At 33.4% G+C, this 19187-nt stretch carries 21 protein-coding genes; 20 read left to right on the top strand and 1 reads right to left on the bottom strand.

All coding sequences use genetic code 11. The features are described from left to right. The 15 genes from AC1DY0_RS18150 to rpe form a co-directional block, all read left to right on the top strand. A partial coding sequence (locus tag AC1DY0_RS18150; protein WP_477189994.1) for a sensor histidine kinase occupies positions 1-639 on the top strand: 639 nt, incomplete at its 5' end. Between the two features lie 247 nt (positions 640-886). Then, a complete protein-coding gene (locus AC1DY0_RS18155) occupies positions 887-3109 on the top strand; it encodes a peptidase domain-containing ABC transporter (protein WP_477189995.1) in 2223 nt (740 codons plus the stop codon). Positions 3110-3124: 15 nt separating this feature from the next. After that, the gene (locus AC1DY0_RS18160; protein ID WP_477189996.1) at positions 3125-4414 is read left to right on the top strand and encodes an HlyD family secretion protein; all 1290 of its coding nucleotides are present in this window, start codon (positions 3125-3127) and stop codon (positions 4412-4414) included. Between the two features lie 409 nt (positions 4415-4823). Beyond that, a complete protein-coding gene (locus AC1DY0_RS18165; RefSeq protein WP_477189997.1) occupies positions 4824-4982 on the top strand; it encodes a hypothetical protein in 159 nt (52 codons plus the stop codon). A gap of 159 nt (positions 4983-5141) precedes the next feature. Continuing rightward, the gene (locus AC1DY0_RS18170; RefSeq protein WP_477189998.1) at positions 5142-5288 is read left to right on the top strand and encodes a bacteriocin; all 147 of its coding nucleotides are present in this window, start codon (positions 5142-5144) and stop codon (positions 5286-5288) included. 80 nt (positions 5289-5368) lie between these two features. After that, positions 5369-6517, top strand: coding sequence for an IS4 family transposase (locus AC1DY0_RS18175; RefSeq protein ID WP_477189999.1), 1149 nt, complete (start codon positions 5369-5371; stop codon positions 6515-6517). A gap of 103 nt (positions 6518-6620) precedes the next feature. Further along, entirely contained in the window at positions 6621-6764 is a 144-nt protein-coding gene (locus AC1DY0_RS18180) for a hypothetical protein (RefSeq protein WP_477190000.1), read from the top strand. A 25-nt stretch (positions 6765-6789) separates the two neighbouring features. Beyond that, entirely contained in the window at positions 6790-8271 is a 1482-nt protein-coding gene (locus AC1DY0_RS18185; protein WP_477190001.1) for a tetratricopeptide repeat-containing sensor histidine kinase, read from the top strand. A gap of 187 nt (positions 8272-8458) precedes the next feature. Then, positions 8459-8557: a hypothetical protein gene (locus AC1DY0_RS18190; protein ID WP_477190012.1), complete on the top strand. Its 99-nt coding sequence runs from the start codon at positions 8459-8461 to the stop codon at positions 8555-8557. Continuing rightward, entirely contained in the window at positions 8550-9296 is a 747-nt protein-coding gene (locus tag AC1DY0_RS18195; RefSeq protein WP_477190002.1) for a LytR/AlgR family response regulator transcription factor, read from the top strand. Before AC1DY0_RS18190 ends, AC1DY0_RS18195 begins: the two co-directional genes overlap by 8 nt. A 399-nt stretch (positions 9297-9695) precedes the next feature. Then, a complete protein-coding gene (locus tag AC1DY0_RS18200) occupies positions 9696-9935 on the top strand; it encodes a hypothetical protein (protein WP_477190003.1) in 240 nt (79 codons plus the stop codon). A gap of 192 nt (positions 9936-10127) precedes the next feature. Then, positions 10128-11417 carry an Lcl domain-containing protein gene (locus AC1DY0_RS18205; RefSeq protein ID WP_477190004.1) on the top strand — a complete coding sequence of 430 codons (1290 nt, stop codon included), beginning with the start codon at positions 10128-10130 and terminating at the stop codon, positions 11415-11417. Between the two features lie 111 nt (positions 11418-11528). Next, a complete protein-coding gene (locus AC1DY0_RS18210) occupies positions 11529-11702 on the top strand; it encodes a hypothetical protein (RefSeq protein ID WP_477190005.1) in 174 nt (57 codons plus the stop codon). 270 nt (positions 11703-11972) lie between these two features. Next, complete coding sequence (locus AC1DY0_RS18215) at positions 11973-12836, top strand: sigma-70 family RNA polymerase sigma factor (RefSeq protein WP_007804760.1); 864 nt, start codon at positions 11973-11975, stop codon at positions 12834-12836. Between the two features lie 572 nt (positions 12837-13408). Beyond that, positions 13409-14074 carry a ribulose-phosphate 3-epimerase gene (gene rpe, locus AC1DY0_RS18220; RefSeq protein WP_477190006.1) on the top strand — a complete coding sequence of 222 codons (666 nt, stop codon included), beginning with the start codon at positions 13409-13411 and terminating at the stop codon, positions 14072-14074. A 60-nt stretch (positions 14075-14134) separates the two neighbouring features. Here rpe and AC1DY0_RS18225 read toward each other — a convergent pair whose 3' ends face one another. Next, positions 14135-14557: a CBS domain-containing protein gene (locus tag AC1DY0_RS18225; RefSeq protein ID WP_477190007.1), complete on the bottom strand. Its 423-nt coding sequence runs from the start codon at positions 14555-14557 to the stop codon at positions 14135-14137. A gap of 475 nt (positions 14558-15032) precedes the next feature. On the opposite strand from AC1DY0_RS18225, the gene tssD (AC1DY0_RS18230) reads away from it, so the two are divergent. From tssD (AC1DY0_RS18230) to AC1DY0_RS18250, 5 genes are all read left to right on the top strand, one after another. Next, positions 15033-15419, top strand: coding sequence for a type VI secretion system tube protein TssD (tssD, locus tag AC1DY0_RS18230; protein WP_477190008.1), 387 nt, complete (start codon positions 15033-15035; stop codon positions 15417-15419). A gap of 202 nt (positions 15420-15621) precedes the next feature. Then, complete coding sequence (gene tssD, locus AC1DY0_RS18235; protein WP_111409950.1) at positions 15622-16017, top strand: type VI secretion system tube protein TssD; 396 nt, start codon at positions 15622-15624, stop codon at positions 16015-16017. 59 nt (positions 16018-16076) lie between these two features. Next, positions 16077-17885: a type VI secretion system Vgr family protein gene (locus AC1DY0_RS18240; protein WP_477190009.1), complete on the top strand. Its 1809-nt coding sequence runs from the start codon at positions 16077-16079 to the stop codon at positions 17883-17885. A gap of 18 nt (positions 17886-17903) precedes the next feature. Next, the gene (locus AC1DY0_RS18245; RefSeq protein WP_477190010.1) at positions 17904-18071 is read left to right on the top strand and encodes a hypothetical protein; all 168 of its coding nucleotides are present in this window, start codon (positions 17904-17906) and stop codon (positions 18069-18071) included. 5 nt (positions 18072-18076) lie between these two features. Then, positions 18077-19187: hypothetical protein (locus tag AC1DY0_RS18250; protein WP_477190011.1), on the top strand; the 1111-nt coding region annotated here is incomplete at its 3' end.

The following is a 19187-nucleotide window of genomic DNA, read 5'->3' on the forward strand; positions in this document are numbered from 1 at the left end:
GTGAATGCCTTAAAAACCAGCAATACCAAATTAACTTCTTCGCTGGAAACCAAAAACTACAACGAACTAGATCATCTCCTGCACCAAAACAGCGCGATTGCAAACGGCGCTTACAGTTTGCTAGACAACTTGCTTCATTGGGCTTTGTTACAAACCAAACAATTGTATTTTCATAAAGATTCAATTCACTTGTATTCCATCGTACAACAAATCGAATACAATTACAAACCGTTACTACTGGATAAAGCTATTGCTTTTGAGAATGCCGTTTCAAAAAATAGTTTTATATTCGTAGATCTCGATTCGCTAAAAATTGTATTACGCAATCTGTTTGACAATGCTATCAAATTCTCTCCTGAGAATGGCGAGATTAGGATTTATACGGTAGAAACAAATACTAATTTTTGTCAACTCGTGATTCAGGACAGTGGTTTAGGAATGAATCAAAGTACTATAAACGAATTGTTACAAGAAAATGAGTTACTGGCCAAGAAAAGCAATTCGGAGATTATAGGAACGGGGCTGGGAATGCAATTATGCAAACAAATGATCAAGAAAAACGGAGGAACACTAGCCATAGAAAGCGAACTCAATAAAGGAACCAAAGTACTATTGACGTTCCCAAAAACAATTGTTTAAAGTCTTCTAGAAAATTGTTTTAACAACTCATCCAAATCAGATATTCCAATCACAATTTATCTTCTATGAATCGTGAGTCTTTGCGCGTGTATCTCTTTGCGAGGAATAAAGCAATCACAGCCTGCATATCCCTCACACCTTTAACAAGAAATATAAATGGCGCAAAAAAATAAGTAATTAGTACGTATTAAACTATATTTACAACCGACATGACCAAAACCAAACGAAATAAACTTGAAAGATCGGAATGAGAAAAAAATACCCCCATTATCATCAATATGACTTTATGGATTGTGGGCCTACCTGCATAAAAATGATTTGTAAATTTTATGCCAAGAATATCGATTTGGCTTATTTACGTGAGATTTCATTCATCTCAGGACAAGGCACATCGATGGCAGGTCTGGTTGATGCTTCCGAAAAAATTGGTTTTACCACTATGGGGCTTAGCGTTACCTATCAAACCCTGGCCGAAGACTTGCCTTTGCCATGTATAGTGCATTGGCGCCAACGCCATTACGCAGTTGTATACGAGATCAAAAAGGACAAAGTAATTGTGGGTGATCCGGCAAATATTGGACTGATAACCTACACCAAAAAAGATTTTCTGGAAGGCTGGCTCGCCGACAAAAAAAAACAGGAGGATTCAGAGGGCATCGTATTATTAATGGAGCCAACTCCCCTTTTCTACGAAGAGGATGACCATAATGCTAAAAAGACAAATTTATTTCCTTTTTTATGGCAATACATGAGGCCTCACAAAAAATACATTGCCCAGATTTTTTTGGGATTGTTTTTTGGCACGATCATCCAATTGATATTTCCGTTTCTTACCCAGCAAATAGTAGATACCGGAATCAACACCCGCAACCTCAACTTTATTTATCTTATATTAATTGCACAAGTGGTGTTGTTCGTTTCTCAGTCTGCACTTAGCGTTTTTCGCAATTGGATTTTACTTCACGTGACCAGCCGCATGAATTTAAGAATGCTCTCTGATTTTATAATGAAATTAATGAACCTTCCTATTATCTATTTTGACAGTAGAGCAACAGGAGACATTCTTCAACGATTAAAAGACAACTATCGCATTCAAGAATTTTTATCGACCACGACACTGGATGTACTTTTTTCGACACTTACCCTTTTAGTATTTAGCACCATTCTGGCCTATTTCAATATATACTTATTTTTGGTATTCATAGTTGGTTCTGCTTTGTATATGATTTGGATTTTACTGTTTATGAAAAAGCGTGCCGAATTGGATTTTCGTTATTTTGATCAACAAGCAAACTATCAAAACACAACGATACAATTGGTCAACGGCATGCAGGAAATCAAACTCAATGGTTCCGAAAAGCGCCGTCGTTGGGATTGGGAAGCTTTACAAACCACTCTTTTTAAGCTAAATATAAAAAATTTATCATTAAACCAAAGTCAGAATGAAGGTGGACGTTTTATAGACCAAATAAAAAATATCTTTATCAGTTTTATTGCTGCCAAAGCCGTTATCAATGGGGAAATGACCCTTGGAACGATGCTCTCGGTACAATACATCATAGGACAAATGAATGTACCTATTAACAACTTTTTAGGGTTTATACGAAGTTATCAGGATGCCAAATTGAGTTTACTGAGGCTTTCAGAAATTCACAACAAAGCCAATGAGGAGCCAGTTGACGGCGGTTTCATCAATGAACTTCCCGAAAACAAAAGCATCAAAATAGAAAACCTCAGTTTTAGATACGGCAGTTCGGCTTCCCAAATGGTCTTAAAAAGCATTAATATCACCATTCCCGAAGGAAAAGTTACTGCCATTGTGGGTGCAAGTGGCAGTGGCAAAACGACCTTACTGAAACTATTGTTAAAGTTCAATGAACCCACAAGTGGTCAGATTTATGTGGGACCAACGAACCTAAAAAATTTAGGATTCAATTCCTGGAGATCCAACTGTGGCGCCGTAATGCAAGATGGGTTTATCTTTGCCGACACAATTTCCAGAAACATTAGCGAATCAGACATCAACGGATTGATTGACCAAAAAAAGCTGCGTATTGCAACACATACCGCTAACATAACCGAATTCATAGAAGAATTACCAAACGGCTACAACACAAAAATAGGCTCTAGTGCAATAGGCATAAGCGGTGGTCAAAAACAACGTATTTTGATTGCCAGGGCAGTTTATAAAAACCCAGAATACATCTTTTTTGACGAAGCAACTTCAGCATTAGATGCCAACAATGAAACGGTAATTATGAAAAACTTAGACGAATTTTTCAAAGGAGATTCGGCTAGAAGTAAAACCGTCATAGTGGTAGCGCACCGCCTGAGTACGGTAAAAAATGCCGATCAAATTCTAGTCCTCAACAAAGGAGAAGTAGTTGAACAAGGCACACATAGTGCACTAGTGGCGAAAAAAGGATATTATTTTACGTTGGTAAAAAACCAATTAGAACTTGGCGATTAACAAAAAAACAAAGATATGTCACACATACCCGAAATAAATACCAGCAGTGAAGCCATAAGAGATTATCTTGAGCAAATCCCAAACCGATTGATTCGTTGGGGAAGTTTAATCCTTTGCGGTGTTTTGTCAATTTTGTTTGCAGTCACTTGGTTTATAGAATACCCATCCATCGTTCGTACCGATTTTGAACTGATTGCAGTACAAACACCCAAACCCGTAATTGCAAAAGTAAACGGGCGATTGGAGCAATTATTTGTAACCGATAACCAATGCGTCACATTGGGACAAACCTTAGGCTATATAGAAAGCACATCAAAACACGAAGAAGTTCTGGACCTTGACAAAGAACTCAATCAATTGGTGAATTTGGTCATTCATAAAGACTTGGCAGGTTTAAAACAATGGCGTTTAAAAAACTATCAAAACCTTGGAAATATACAAACTGCTTACCAAGATTTTCAACAAGTATATGTGCAAACACTGGCCTTGTTTAGTGATGGGTACTACCAGCAAAAACAAAATTTCCTAAAATCCGATATCAGCGAATTGATCAACTTGACTCAAAATTTAAAAAATCAAAAACAAATTTTAAATCAAAATGCGATGCTTCAAGAGAAGGAGTACCAGATGAATCAAACATTGTACAAACAAAACATAATAGCCGCCTCCGATTTGAACAAGGAAGAAAGCAAACTTTTGGACAAAAAAATACCGCTAAAAAATACCGAAACTGCCCTAATCAACAACACTATGCTGATTCGTGCCAAAGAGAAAGAACTTTTGGATTTGGACAAACTCGGCGTAGAACAAAAAGAAACATTCAAACAATCCCTAAACACTTTGCGAAGCGTGATTGCCTTATGGAAAAATCAATACCTGTTAACAGCCCCAAACAAAGGCGTTATTAATTTTACAGGAGCGTTGCAGGCCAAACAAAACCTAAGAGCAAACAGTATTGTAATGTATGTTGCCGGCAACAAAAACGACTATTTGGGGGAGATAAAAATCCCTCAGGATAATTTTGGAAAAGTAAAAATAGGACAGCAGGTACTCATTAAATTTCAAGGATACCCATTTGAAGAATTTGGAGCCTCCGAAGGCAAAATAAAATCGATAGCGCAAATACCAAGCCCAGAAAACAAAAGCTTTTATGCCATTGTTGCTTTACCCAACGGACAAAAAACGACTAACAGTACCCAAATCATTTTTAGAAATGGCATGACTGCCTCTGCCGAAATCATTACCGAAAACAAAACTCTGGCTGAACGTTTATTTTATAGTTTCAGGGAATCCATAAGCAGGTAATCATAGGGAAAATTCCTAAAACACTATTTTTTAGAATAATAAACACCATTAATTATAATTTTTCTGACTTTTTATTTACAAGTCTAGATATTTTGTTTATATTTAATTTTCCAAAATTCAATACCACAGATAATAAACAGATTTCTGTCACGTCCAAGCGAAAGCAGGCGGACGAAGAGATGCGACAAAAGCATGATTTTAAAATGATTCGAATGGTTTTCATGAGCTTTTAAATCATTTTAAAGATTTTTTGTACCATTACGTTTTTTGTACATTAATGCTTAATTCATTTAAGTACAGGATACTCGAATGTTATTTCCTGCTTATTCAAGCCAACAACATTTTTCCATACCAAAAGTCATACATTCCAAATGGCTCAAAATAAATTGGGAATTATTATAATCTAAAAATGAAAAAAAATGAAAAAAAAGCAATTCAAACCGTAAACACGGCTAAAATCGTAAAACTAAAAAATTTGAAAGTTCTTTCTAAAAACGAATTGGAGAAGATTATTGCTGGAACAGACCCTCCTATATCAAGAGGTACTAAAACAGATACCCAAGATTAATAATGTAATGGTAACTACTGCTCTACGATCCCGAAAGCTTTCGCGATCTTGCTTTGTCACAAACACGGAGCACACAATCCAAATTCAATATTCACACAGTCATAAACTCAAATGGCTCAAAGTAAATTGAGGCATTTCTAAAACTTAAAATTTACAATTATGAAAAACAAAGCAACTCAAACCGTAAACACGGAAAAAACCGCAAAACTAAAAAATTTGACAGTTCTTCCTAAAAACGAATTGGAGACTATTATTGGAGGACCTGAGACTTCAAGGGGTACTGAAACTGCAGTCAGATACCCATAATAAAAACTCCGATAGCGCGGATTTGCAATCATAAGTGTTCGAAACCTCAAAGTTATTATATTTGAGTCTAAAACAGACTTATGAAATTAGAAGAAGTTTTAGAATATATTCCGAAAGGAGAATTAGAAGAACTATCACTTGCTTATAATGTTGACCATCAAGTAAAGAAACTTCATGGACAAACGATGTTTCAATTGCTATTATTTTCGATGTTAAACATCAAACATAATAGTTTGAGAGTAATGGAAGAGTTTTATCATTCGTTAGCATTCAAAAGTATTGCAAATACTAGCTATCAAGGTGTAAAATACAATTCTATCAGAGATCGATTGGTAAATATAAATGCTGATTATTTTGAAGCAATATTCAATAGTTGCCTAAAAAAGTATCAAGATAAATATTTGAAGAAGAAGCATAATATTATTTCTTTTGATTCCACGCTGGTTAGTATTTCTTCTAAATTATTAAAAGAAGGGATGCAAATTAATAAACAGGGAGATAAGAAATTTGTAAAATTTAGCATCGCTTTTTCAAAAATACCGATTTATTCAAAAATCTTTACAGAGCAGTCGTTTGTTTCAGAGGATTTTGCATTAAAAGAGTTGATAAAAGAATGTCCGTTAAGTGCAGACAATATTTTGGTTTTTGATAGGGGGCTTCAAGCAAGAGCAACATTTGAAGAGCTAAATGAGGATAATTTAACCTTTGTAACGCGATTGAATAATTACACTCGTTTTGAAACGGTTAAAGAATTTGAAATCGATGAAAAACAAACAGAAAGATTAACATTAGAAAAAGATTTAGAAGTAAAATTATATGACAAGCGAAATAAAAAAACTCAAAAATTCCTGCGTTTAATCATTGCAAAAGAAAAGGAAAATGGTGAAGTGTTTTATTTTTTGACGAACAGTAAAAGCTTGACGGCAAAGGATATTGCAGAAATTTATAAACAACGATGGGAAATTGAAGTGTTTTTTAAATTCATAAAACAGAATCTAAATTTTAGCCATCTGCTAAGCAGAAATATCAATGGTGTAAAAGTAGTAATGTATATGACTTTGATAACAGCTATTTTATTAGTGGTTTATAAAAAACTCAATGAACTCAAAGGATATAAAATTGCAAAATTAAAATTTGCACAAGAATTAGAAGTTTTAATTATCAAAGACATAGTGGAAAAATGTGGAGGTGATCCAAACAAAGTAAATACAATTTTAAATCCGGAATGAGGTTTCGAACACTTATGATTTGCAATCCGCGCCCACACAGTCATAAACCCCAACTGACTCAAAAGAAATTGGGGCATTTATAAAAATTAAAAAACAAAAAATTATGAAAAACAAAGCAACACAAAACGCAAACACAGCAAAAGCTGCGAAACTAAAGAATTCAACTCCACTTTCTAAAGAACAATTAGAGGCTATTATTGGTGGTCCTGAAACTTCTAGAGGAACTGTCACTACTGTGCAAGGATAATTTTATATATCTTAATTAATTTATAATGAAAAACAAGAGTAAAAACATAAAAATTAATTTTATACTTATACTCTTGTTTTTATTTTTCAGCCTTTATTCTCAAGAACATTCTATTAAATTAATATTTGATTTAGAAATAGAGAAAACAACATCTAACTATCCAAATGAAATTAATTTTAAGAAAGCTAAAACTTTTTTTTCTAAAAAAGAATGGGATTCCACACTAGTATATTCAATGAGACAATTAATGATTACACAAAATGTAAAAATTAATGATTATTGCCATTATTTTAGAGCAAACTGCTTTAGAAGAAAAAAAATGTTTACAGAAGCTCAAAAAGAATATAATTTAATTTCAACTACATTTCCATTCTTTTACGATGTCAAATTTGGTCTAGGAACAATTTTACTTGAGAGAAGAAAATTTTCAAAAGCTATAATAAGATTTCAAGAAATAGAGAAAAATTCAAAAAAAGAAAATCACGAATACAAACTAAGCACCTTGTTTCATAATCTAGGAATCTGTCATTTGGAACTCCAAGACTTTAATAAATCCAAAAAATATCTATTAAAAGCTCTTATATTGCAGCAAACCGAAAAAGACACTTCTTTGATTATTAGTTCATACATGGATATTGCAAATCTATATTACCTACAATACAAAGACAATCAAGCCATCCCTTACTTTGAAAAAGCTTATCAATTATCAAAAAAAACAAAATTATTTGAATTAAAACAAAATGCATCTAAGAATATGGCAGTGGTAGAAGAAAACAGAAAAGATTTCCAAAAAGCGCTGGTTTATAGAAAAGAATTCGAACAATGGAAAGACACTTTAAATGATCAAAACAAAATATGGGCCATTGCAGACTATGAAAAAAAATATGCAATAGCACAAAAACAAATTTCAGTACTTAAAGTTGAGAACAAGCTAAAAGACACCCAACGCAACACTATGTTTTTTTCTACGCTGGGTTTATTATTACTTCTAGTAGGAGGCGTTTATGTCTATGCCCAAAAAGTAAAAAATGCAAAAATMATCCTTACCCAAAAARAMAAAYTAGACGAGCTCAATGCCACCAAGGATCAATTATTTTCTATTGTGAGTCATGATTTACGCTCTTCKGTGAATGCCTTAAAAACCAGCAATACCAAATTAACTTCTTCGYTGGAAACCAAAAACTACAACGAACTAGAYCAWCTCCTGCACCAAAACAGCGCGATTGCAAACGGYGCTTACAGTTTGCTGGACAATTTGCTTCATTGGGCTTTGTTACAAACCAAACAATTGTACTTCCACAAAGATTCTGTGCATTTGTATTCCATCGTGCAACAAATAGAATACAACTACAAACCGTTACTGCTAGATAAAGGCATTACTTTTGAAAATGCTGTTTCTAAAAATAGTTTTATCTGGGTAGATCTCGATTCGCTAAAAATCATATTACGCAACCTGCTCGACAACGCCATTTTTTTACAAAATACAATTATAACTACACAAGATTAATTTAAATTTACATTTTTGACTTATACAAACTTAATTTATATACTTTTATAAGTAATAGAAGCTGTTTATATATTTAGTTCTGGCTCCCTCTCCTTTGGAGAGGGTTGGGGTGAGGAACGAATTATTAGCCAAAAAAAGCAACTCAGAGATTATAGGAACGGGTCTTGGCATGCAATTGTGCAAACAAATGATCCTGAAAAACAATGGCACCCTAGCTATAGAAAGCCAACTCAACCAAGGAACCAAGATGATCATGACGTTCCCAAAAACAGAAAAGAATGGATAACATCAATGTACTTATTATAGAAGATACCCCAGAGCAAAGTGACGCACTGAGCAAAGTGCTGCTAGCCAACAAATACAACATTGTAGGCGTAGCCACAAACTACACCGATGCCCTAAAGTTATTCTACCAAAACACGGTTGACATCATTGTTATCGATGTTTTTCTCGACGGAAAACCAGATGGTATAACCTTTGCCGAGACCATCAACATTGTACCCAACGCATCCAAGCCTTTTGTTTTTTTGACTAGCTCTCAAGACCGTCAGATTTTTGAAAGAGCCAAACTCACCAAACCTTTCAGCTTCCTGATGAAGCCTTTCAATGAATTGGAAATTCTATATGCCCTTGAAATGGCTGTCGAAAAATTCTACGAGCAAACCAATGTATTCTTGAGTGAAGACCAAAACACCGTAATCAGTAATGATTATCTATTCATCAAAAAGAAAAATGCGCTTAAAAAAGTATCGCTGCAAGACATCATCTATATTGAAGTGGAAGAACGCTATTGTAACATCGTTACCGAAAAAGAAAAATTTGTTATTTTGATATCACTAACAAAAATCAGTGCTCTTCTGGATAAAGATAAGTTTATCAGAACCCACAGAAACTATATCGTGAACACTGATAAAATTGAGGAAATCATCCTGGCCGATAATCTAATCATCCTTAAAGGAAACCACAAAATAAACCTTAGCGATACCTATAAAGATTTTATCAAGAAAATGAATATTATATCGTAACAATTCTTTTTTTATATCCTAAACTCCTTCCCTTGACTCTTTTTTTCTGCCATATGTTAGCCTTTTTTTTCCAAAAATTAAATATGCTGGCTCTTTAGCCCTGATGGAAGCGGCATCCCATTTCGTCCCGTCCCGCCTTTTTGGACGGGACGGGACGAAATGGAATATAGCGGACAGCAGGAATCCATCCTTCCTAATAAAGCCTATTCTTTCGCTCCTTAAACTTTCTACTATTAAACGATTAATGAACCTATATCCCACTCGGATCAATCCAGAGTCCCGATTTATATACTCAAGCTCTCCTTTCATGACACCAAAAAACGTGTTCATGACATTTCTCTAAAAAAATAGTGTTTTGCTCTTTAAATTTACTGCACCAAAAAACCAAAAACGAATACCATGAGACTAGAACTTAATAACCAAACATATATGCAATTCAAAACTATATTTAACAAAATCAATCCATGGATTGGACTTTTGGGGTCATTATGTCTGATTGTTCCAAGCTTATATGACATCCTAGATGACCCATTACTGCTTACTTCTGACCACTTAATTCTAGGAGCAGGAGTATTTTTTATGGTTTTATTTTTAAAGCAAATATTTGATAGAATCATCAACTTAGAAGGAATGGAATAAAACCCATATGAATAAAAAATAGTCTATGCCATTTAGCACTATTTCTTGTATTAACTAATCTTCCGAATAACAATTAAATTAGTTAGACTTACCTGTTTCAATATTTTTTGGAGCAGGTATTTTTATTTTTGACGCAACCTTTAGTATTTGTTTTAGACTAAGAATAAACCTTAATCAACAACAAATAAAATCATGAAAAAAATAAAACTTTTATTTTTTGTAATTCCATTCATCTTATTTTCCTCTTGTCAAAATGAACCAGTAGGTGGGTACGTACAATCGAATACAGAAAAAATCAAGAAAGGCTCTGAATTATATACTTTATTAGAAAAAGTAACAACTAAAGGTAAGAATGTAACAGAGAATATTGTCTGTATTGACTTTATTTATCCATTTAAATTAATACTATATGATGAAAATTTAGCGCCAATTGGAACTAAAGTTTTAAGTAGTGACATTCAATTTAGTGAATTTTTAGGAAGTTTATCTATTGACCAATCTATAAGCATTAGCTATCCAATAAGCACAAAAATGGATGACAATACGATGTTTGAAGTAAACAACAATCAAGAATTAAAGATTGCAATTGATAGTTGTTCAAAAGAAGATATTATTGCATATTGCAATTCCCTTTTTGCTAGATCTAATTCTGAAGAAGAAATTTGCATTTGGAAAATTCCATATTCTTTAGGGAATGACAATAAATATGCAAGTGGTTTTTTTGAATCAAATAAAGATGGAACACTTTTGTTCAATTATAATGGTTTAAGTTTTAAAGGTACCTGGGTTTTTCTATTTGTAGACAATAAATTACATTTGAACATTAACATAGAAGGAGATTCGCATACAGCCAAAGACTGGAATATTGATAGGATGATAGAGTTCAATGACGATGACTTAGTTATAAAAAACGGTATTAAGAATATAATTTTAAGAAAACACTGTCAATCAACAAAAAAATATATAATTGGAGACAAAGGTCCAGCTGGTGGTATTGTTTTTTATGATAAAGGAAGTTATTCTAATGGATGGAGATACATGGAAGTTTCACCCTTGGATACTAACGAATCTGAATGGGGTTGTTTAGGATCACTAATTGATAATGCAAATAGCTCAGAAATTGGTGTAGGATTATTAAACTCTGTTTCCATAACAAATTACCACGACAAATTGAATAATTATTATACCAATCCAAGTATATGCAATCCTGCAAATAATGGAACAGTAGCATCTAGAGAGTCTCTGTTGTACAACATAAACAATACAAATGATTGGTTTCTTCCATCTGAGAATGAATTATCATTATTATATAAAAATCTGAAAATAGAAAACCTTAGTACTTTTAAAAATTCAAGTTATTGGAGTTCAACACAAGTGGACGAAAACAATGCGATTTGTATAGATTTCTCAAACGGGAATGTCATTTCTCAATCAAAAGTTAACAGTAATAATTGCCAAGTGAGGTTTATTCGATATTTTTAAAATTAATAGTTCTCTATCTAATTGAATGTAGAAAACCTTATAAAATCTTGCATTAAACAAAATAGGCAGGCACAAGAAGAGTTATACCATTTGTATAAAAAAACTCTTTTTGTGTTGCGCTTAAAATATTGTGCGAATGAAGCAGAAGCTGAAATGCTATTATTGGGTATCAATTATTTATTTTTGAATAACAATGATGTTTCCGCAATAACCGATAACGGAAGTAAATTTAAAATTGGAAAAACAGAAGATTTAACAGCCAAAACTTTATGGCTGAATTTTTGAATGGGTTTTGAATACAACCTCAACAAAAAAATAAAATTCAATGTAGCACCAATGTTTAAATATCATTTCAAAAATTCTCAAAGCGATAAAGAAACAAAACTCCTTTGTCTAAATGTTTTAACAGGTTTGCAATAAAATTAGGTAAATAAACAAAACCTTTAAAATTAGGTTTTAATTCATATTCAAATATTTTTTTATTTGTTTTGTAACTTTTTGGTAACCCCATACGTATAATCACTTGTACACTTAAAAAATTGAGGAGACAAAAACATGAGACAACTTAAAATCACCAAGCAGGTTACTAATCGTGAAACCGCTTCATTAGACAAATATTTACAAGAAATTGGAAAAGTTGACCTTATTACCGCTGACGAAGAGGTAGAATTAGCTCAAAGAATTAAAGCTGGGGATCAAAGAGCCCTTGAGAAATTAACAAAAGCCAATTTACGTTTCGTAGTTTCGGTAGCCAAACAATACCAAAATCAAGGTCTTACCCTTCCCGACTTAATTAATGAAGGTAATCTTGGTTTGATAAAAGCAGCACAACGTTTTGACGAAACTCGTGGATTTAAATTCATTTCATACGCTGTATGGTGGATTCGTCAATCGATACTTCAAGCTTTGGCCGAACAATCCCGTATCGTTCGTTTACCATTGAACAAAATTGGTTCTATCAATAAAATCAACAAAATGTATGCCTTATTGGAGCAATCTAATGAGCGTCCACCATCTGCTGAAGAAATTGCAAAAGAACTTGACATGACCGTAAATGACGTAAAAGAGTCTATGAAAAACTCTGGTCGTCACTTATCTATGGATGCGCCTCTTGTAGAAGGAGAGGATTCTAACCTTTATGATGTATTGCGTTCTGGTGAATCACCAAATCCAGACAGAGAGTTAATCCATGAATCGTTGCGTACTGAAATCGAACGTTCACTTGAAACATTGACTCCTAGAGAGGCTGATGTAGTGCGTTTGTACTTTGGTCTTGGTGACCAACACCCAATGACATTGGAAGAAATTGGTGAAACTTTTGACCTAACTCGTGAGCGTGTACGTCAAATCAAGGAAAAAGCAATCCGTAGATTGAAACATACTTCAAGAAGTAAAATTTTGAAAACGTATTTAGGTTAATAAAAATATCCCCAAATTAAAATTTTTAAAAAAGCAATTTTAACTATTTTAATACAACGTGAACAACAGTCTGATTAACTGTTCGTTTTTTGATTGATGATTGAAACTCCGGCTGATTACCGGAGTTTTATTTTTATCAATAAAACCCCGTCTGTTCGAACTTCGTTCTCGGGTTTTGCTTCGCACTATTCGCCTTTTTGGGCTAGGGTCCGGAGTTTTATTTTTTAGTACTACCCTAATTTGTATGAGTTTAAATTTTAAACCATTAAGATATTAAGTTCCATTAAGCCTTAATTATATTAATATCTTAATGATTTTCTTTGCGTGGCTTTAATTTTAGCTAATAATTTCTATTTGTAAACACCCGCACGATTCGTGGTAGAACCATTTTTTAGACCCATTAAGAGGACCGGTTCAAATTAATTTTGAGCTATCAGAAACACAAAAAATCGTTAATCTTTGCGAATTTGGAAAAATCTTTGCGCCTTTGCGCTAAAAAAAACTAATTTTGCAAAAAACTACAAATTTGTTAAGACGCACAACAGTATGTCTCTACGCAACAAAAAACAATAATGAGTAAAAACACACTAATTGCCCCTTCAGTTCTAGCTGCCGATTTTGCTAATTTGCAACGTGATATCGAAATGATTAACAACAGTCAAGCCGACTGGTTTCACATTGACATCATGGATGGCGTTTTTGTTCCAAATATCTCTTTTGGAATGCCTGTTCTTGAAGCTATCACCAGACATACTAAAAAAACAGTTGACGTACATTTGATGATTGTCAACCCAGACCAATACATTAAAACATTCAAAGATTTAGGCGCTGATATTTTGACTGTACATTATGAAGCCTGCACTCACCTACACAGAACCCTTCAAGCTATTAAAGCTCAAGGAATGAAAGCTGGAGTGGCATTAAATCCACACACGAGTGTTGATTTATTGGAAGATGTGATCAATGACATTGATATGGTTTGTATCATGAGTGTGAATCCTGGTTTTGGCGGACAATCTTTTATAGAAAACACTTATGCTAAAGTGAAAAAACTAAAAGATTTGATTACTAGAAAGGGAGCATCAACTATCATAGAAATTGACGGTGGTGTTACTAATAAAAACGCATTACAATTGGTTGAAGCTGGAGCGGATGTACTTGTTGCCGGAAGCTTTGTATTTAAAGCTGAAGACCCAATTCAAACCGTAGCCGATTTAAAACAATTGACAACAGTATAAAAATTCAAAAGTCCCAATACTCATAAAAGAGACATTGGGACTTTCTTCTTTAGTAAACACTTATTTGTACTGGTCAATTAAATACTTTATCAAATCGGTGGTGGTTACTATCCCCACCAACAAATGGTCTTCGCAAACCGGCAAGGCATGAAATTCTTTTGTTGCCAATATTTGGGCAGCTTCTTTAATTGTTGTATCTGGCGTAATGGTAATTAGTTTTTTTGCCATTACCTGCTCTACAGTAAACATATTATAAACGGTTGTATCCACAACTTCTTCATCATCATCTATTGCATCTGCAAAGGAAATACGCAACAAATCGGTATAACTCAGCATTCCAATTATAGTCTCTCCATTCACCACTGGAATATGCCTGATCTTATAATGCTTAAAGAGAGACTCCGCTTTTGTTAAATCATCTGAAATAGTCAGTTTAATTATGTTTTTGGTCATAATTGTTGACACGGGAACTTGCTGTCTCATAACGCCCTAATTTTAAATTGTATGTAAATTTAAAATAGAAAATCAATTCAAAATATGACGTTTATCAGTTGTTAATTAAAACTATTTTAGGATATTAAATGAATAAGTAAAAAATCATTAATTCTTACAAAAATTAATTTCCATTTTATTAAAAATACCTACGTATAAATACGCGATTAAAATATTTTAATTTATTCTTATTTTTCTTATTTTTTTATACAAATTAATCAATATTGAAAGATTAATAGTAAATATATAATATAAGTTGAAAGAAAAAATTAACATTTAAGCTCATATTTGGTATAAAACATACTAATTTCAGACATAAATAAAGACATAAAAAGCCTCTGAAGTGCCTATTTTTTTAGGAAAATTCATATTTAACAAAATATTAACATTCTTACAAAATAATGTACGAATTTTTTGCTAGTTTTACTTTGTAAATAAATAAATTTATAACTAAAACATTTTTATTATGTCATTTTCAACAACATTATCCGTAGGAGGAAAAGATTACAAAGTACTTGCAGTAAGCTATGATTTAGCTCAAGAAACTGACGCTTCAGGGCGCCCATCCACAGTAACTCGTGGAGGCAGAATCATGGTAGAGGTAGAATCAACTGGTGGAACAGAATTGTTCGAATGGATGACCAACAATTTCGAAAGAAAAGACGGGTCTGTAAAATTCATTAAACGTGATTCTAATGCAACTCTAAAAGAATTGAAGTTTACAGAAGCTTACATGGTGAAATACAAAGAAAACTTTGATCACACAGGTGACAATCCGTTAACTGAGACTTTTATGATTTCTGCTCGCAAAATTGCTATGGGTGGAGGAGAATTTGACAATGCTTGGGTATAATCCTGGGGACTTCGTCAAACTTTCTTAAGCTTGAACCTATTAAAGGAAGTCTATTTATGGACTTCCTTTTTTGTCTTAAAAAAAAACATTTTTGCTTCCAAAAATTTATTCCAAACGAATCGATAATGTTTTGTTGATATAGATTATAGTTTTCTTTTAAACTATAAATTCCAAATAAGTCTAAAATCTAAAATAATAAAAAATGAGTTTTTTATCTACCTTTCATGTTGACGGAGAAGAGTACAACGTACTTGAATTTAATATTGATTTCAAACAAGGAACAGACACCACAGGGAAACCAATTGGAGATCCAAAAGGTGGTGCTATCAAGCTAATAATAGAAGCCACACAAAATACCAAATTCCTATCTTGGATGCTTAACAGCGAATTGACAAAAGACGGAAAAATAATATTCTATCGCCGTGATGCCCTGAGTAAAATGAAAGAACTTGATTTTAAAAAAGCTTTTTGCATAAACTACCATGAGCAGTTTACTAGCACTACAGACATCCCAATGAAAATAACACTTGAACTTATTGCCAAAGAACTAACTTTTGGCGATGCAAAATTTTCAAACAATTGGATTGCTTTAGACTAGTAACTATTTTTATTTAATTGACTACCGACTAAATACTTAACTGATTAAACCCCAAACTCATGAGTAGATTCTCAGAACAAGTACATATAGACATTAGTGGTTTCTCCCCAAGTGTCATTTACTATGATTTAATCTTGGAACAAAAAATGGCAGACCACCATCATTTTTCCTTTGTCTGGCAATACACAAACACTTCCATCATAGAACCTAGCGATCAGGCCAAGGCTATTCGAGATTATCTGGGAAGAGACGTGATTTTCACTTTCAAGAGTCTTACTGGAATTCAACTGATGGCCAAAGGAGTCATCAATTCATTAGAATCCATTGACCTGCATGGCAGTCCAGCAGGATTGCACGTAAGAGGAATAAGTCACACGATATTTCTTGATGATATGAAACGATCACGGACCTTTATGGAACGAGATTTGGAAACCATTGTAAAAACAATTCTAGCAGAAGGTCCAGGTGATTTTTACAATCGCGATGCTATTGTACCAACCTATGAACCGAATTTGGCGTATATGTCACAATACAACGAAACCAACTTTGACTTCTTAAAAAGGTTGGCACAGCGTTACGGACAATGGTTTTACTCAGATGGAATGCGTATGCAGTTTGGACAAACAAAACCAAGTAAGGTCAAATTAATTAATGGGGCTTCGTTGCACCATTTCAAAATACAGACACTATTGCTCTCTCATAAAGAATCTTTGGGAGGTTATGATTACAACAGTGCGTCCAACATCAAAAATGCATCTGCCAAAACAAATACAGGTAGCGGAGATGGATTTGCAACCGCTGTTGGTTACCGTCAAGGTGCCGTTGCACAACCAGATCTTGAAGTGGGGGCTTATACAGCACAAGCACTTGATTCAAGCACTATGGAAGAAATGGTCAAATTACAAACCAACGGTAAAGATGCTAACAGTATTTTTTATAGTGGTATTTCTTATCTTCCGCTTGGCATAGGGCAAAAATTCACTATACAGAATAAAACCGTAGAACACAATTTACTGGTTATAGAGGTAACGCATCACTCCGAAGTTCACGGAAATTACAATTGTGCTTTCAAAGCCATCCCTGCCGATGTGTCCGCACCTCATTACACAGATGTACATACGTACGCCAAAGCCGAAACCCAGCCTGCAAAAGTTATCGACAATAATGATCCGGAAGGTTTAGGTCGTGTACAAGTATCCTTTAACTGGGCAGGTGGGGATACCAAGAGTGATTGGATGCGCTTGGTACAACCGCATTCTGGAGCAGGAAAAGGATTTTATTTTGTTCCCGAAATTGACGAGGAAGTTCTCGTAGGATTTGAAGGTGGTAATGCCGAAAGACCCTATGTCATTGGAACAAACTATAATGGAAGCGAAAGTTCAGGATATAACACCAGTGGCAACGACCAAAAGGTAATCCATACCCGCTCCGGCACCAAAATGATTTTTAATGATGCCGAAGGAAGTGTATTCATTGAAGATCCATCAGGTAATACCTGGAAAATGGATGGCCAAGGAAATATTGAAGTTAATGCTCCGAAGAATTTTACGGTGAATGCTGGAGAGAATATCACATTTACAGCAGGGAAAAATGTAACTGTAAGTGCGGGGGAGAATATTGACAATTCAGCCAATAAAAATATAACACAAATTGCCGGCAATGATATTAACCAAAGTGCTACAGGAAATTTAACAGAAAGTGCCAATGACAAAAGTGAAATTATAGAACAAAAACACATCAGAAGTTCTTTAGAATCAACTCAATATGCAGAAAAAATAACTGTATATAGTACCAAAGAAAATATGCTTTTGGAAAGCAGTCAGAAAACAGTTGAAGTGAATAGTGCTGAAAAATCAAGTATGTTTTAATCTATTAAAAACCATTTTATGGCAATTAACAAAAGTGCAAAGAATCTATATATTCGAATTAAAGACAACTACATTAATCTAAGTCAAACCTTTGTAGAAACAGCAGAGAAGATTGAAATAGTAGCTACAAAAGAAAATTTGAATTTGATTTCAAATAAAAAAGTCCAAATGAAAGGTAATAAATAATTGATATGGCAAATGTAGAATTTGGAAGCCCAAGATTTAAAGTGCCTGTAATGAATGATGAAAACAAATCAGAAGTTACAGCAATTTATTTTGCAAAAAAAGTACTAACTCCAGTTTATGAAAGTACAGAAGAAACTATTATTGCAAAAAAAGGAGAAGATAAAAAAAAGATAAAAGCTAGATTTGTTACAGAACAGAAAATAAAAAAAGAGGATCTAGTTGATTACACTCCTCAAACTACTTTTGACAAAGCCAAAGGTGGAGAAAAAGTAACAATAACTTACAAAAAGAAGGTAAGAGATTCTATTTCATTTAAAAAAATCACAAAAGCTAAGATAAAAGAAAAAGTATGGGTAGTTGCAACTTGTAACGGAACTATAGGAAAACTAGCAGTTGAAATAAACGAAAACAAACTCACGAACACAGAAGTGATTTATGACAATCCTGTAAAATTTTTAATTGGCGAAGAAGAAAAAACAAAGATTGAATTTGAAATCTTTAAAGATATAATTATCACACCTAATACTTATGCCAAAGAAATTACGCTTCAACCTAAAAGCAAAGAAGATGTAAAAGCCCTTACAGATAAATTTGACAAAAGAACAGATAAAAATGCTTTTCTATACTTTAAAGCGGAAACTACTGATCCAGCAAATGAAATAATTTTTTTCGAAGAAAATAAAGAATTCATAAATAAAGAGGGTGAAAGGTTGGAGGTTAAATATTGTAATTGCGGAGAAAAATATAGACAAACAGTTGAATGCACTAGATATGGAAGTGTTTATGGACCCGCTTATTGGGGAGAATTACCTTTAAAAGATTTTCCTAAATGGGATGATCTTTTAAAAAACAATAGTGTAACAACAGATGAGAAAGCGATTTTAATAGCAATGTCCGAAAATGAAGGAAAACTAGATTCTATCCAATCTTATGATAGTGAAATTCTAACAGCTGGTGCAATGCAAAAAACGATTAATCCAGATGGTTATGGTGAATTGCCTATTCAATTTTGGGAATTCAAAAAAAATTATCCTGATAAATATATATTATATTTAGAAAACTGTAATTGGAAAGTTGAAGAAGAAAAAAAGGAAAAAAAAGACAAAAAAGGAATTG

This window comes from Flavobacterium sp. P1_E4, from assembly GCF_056405915.1.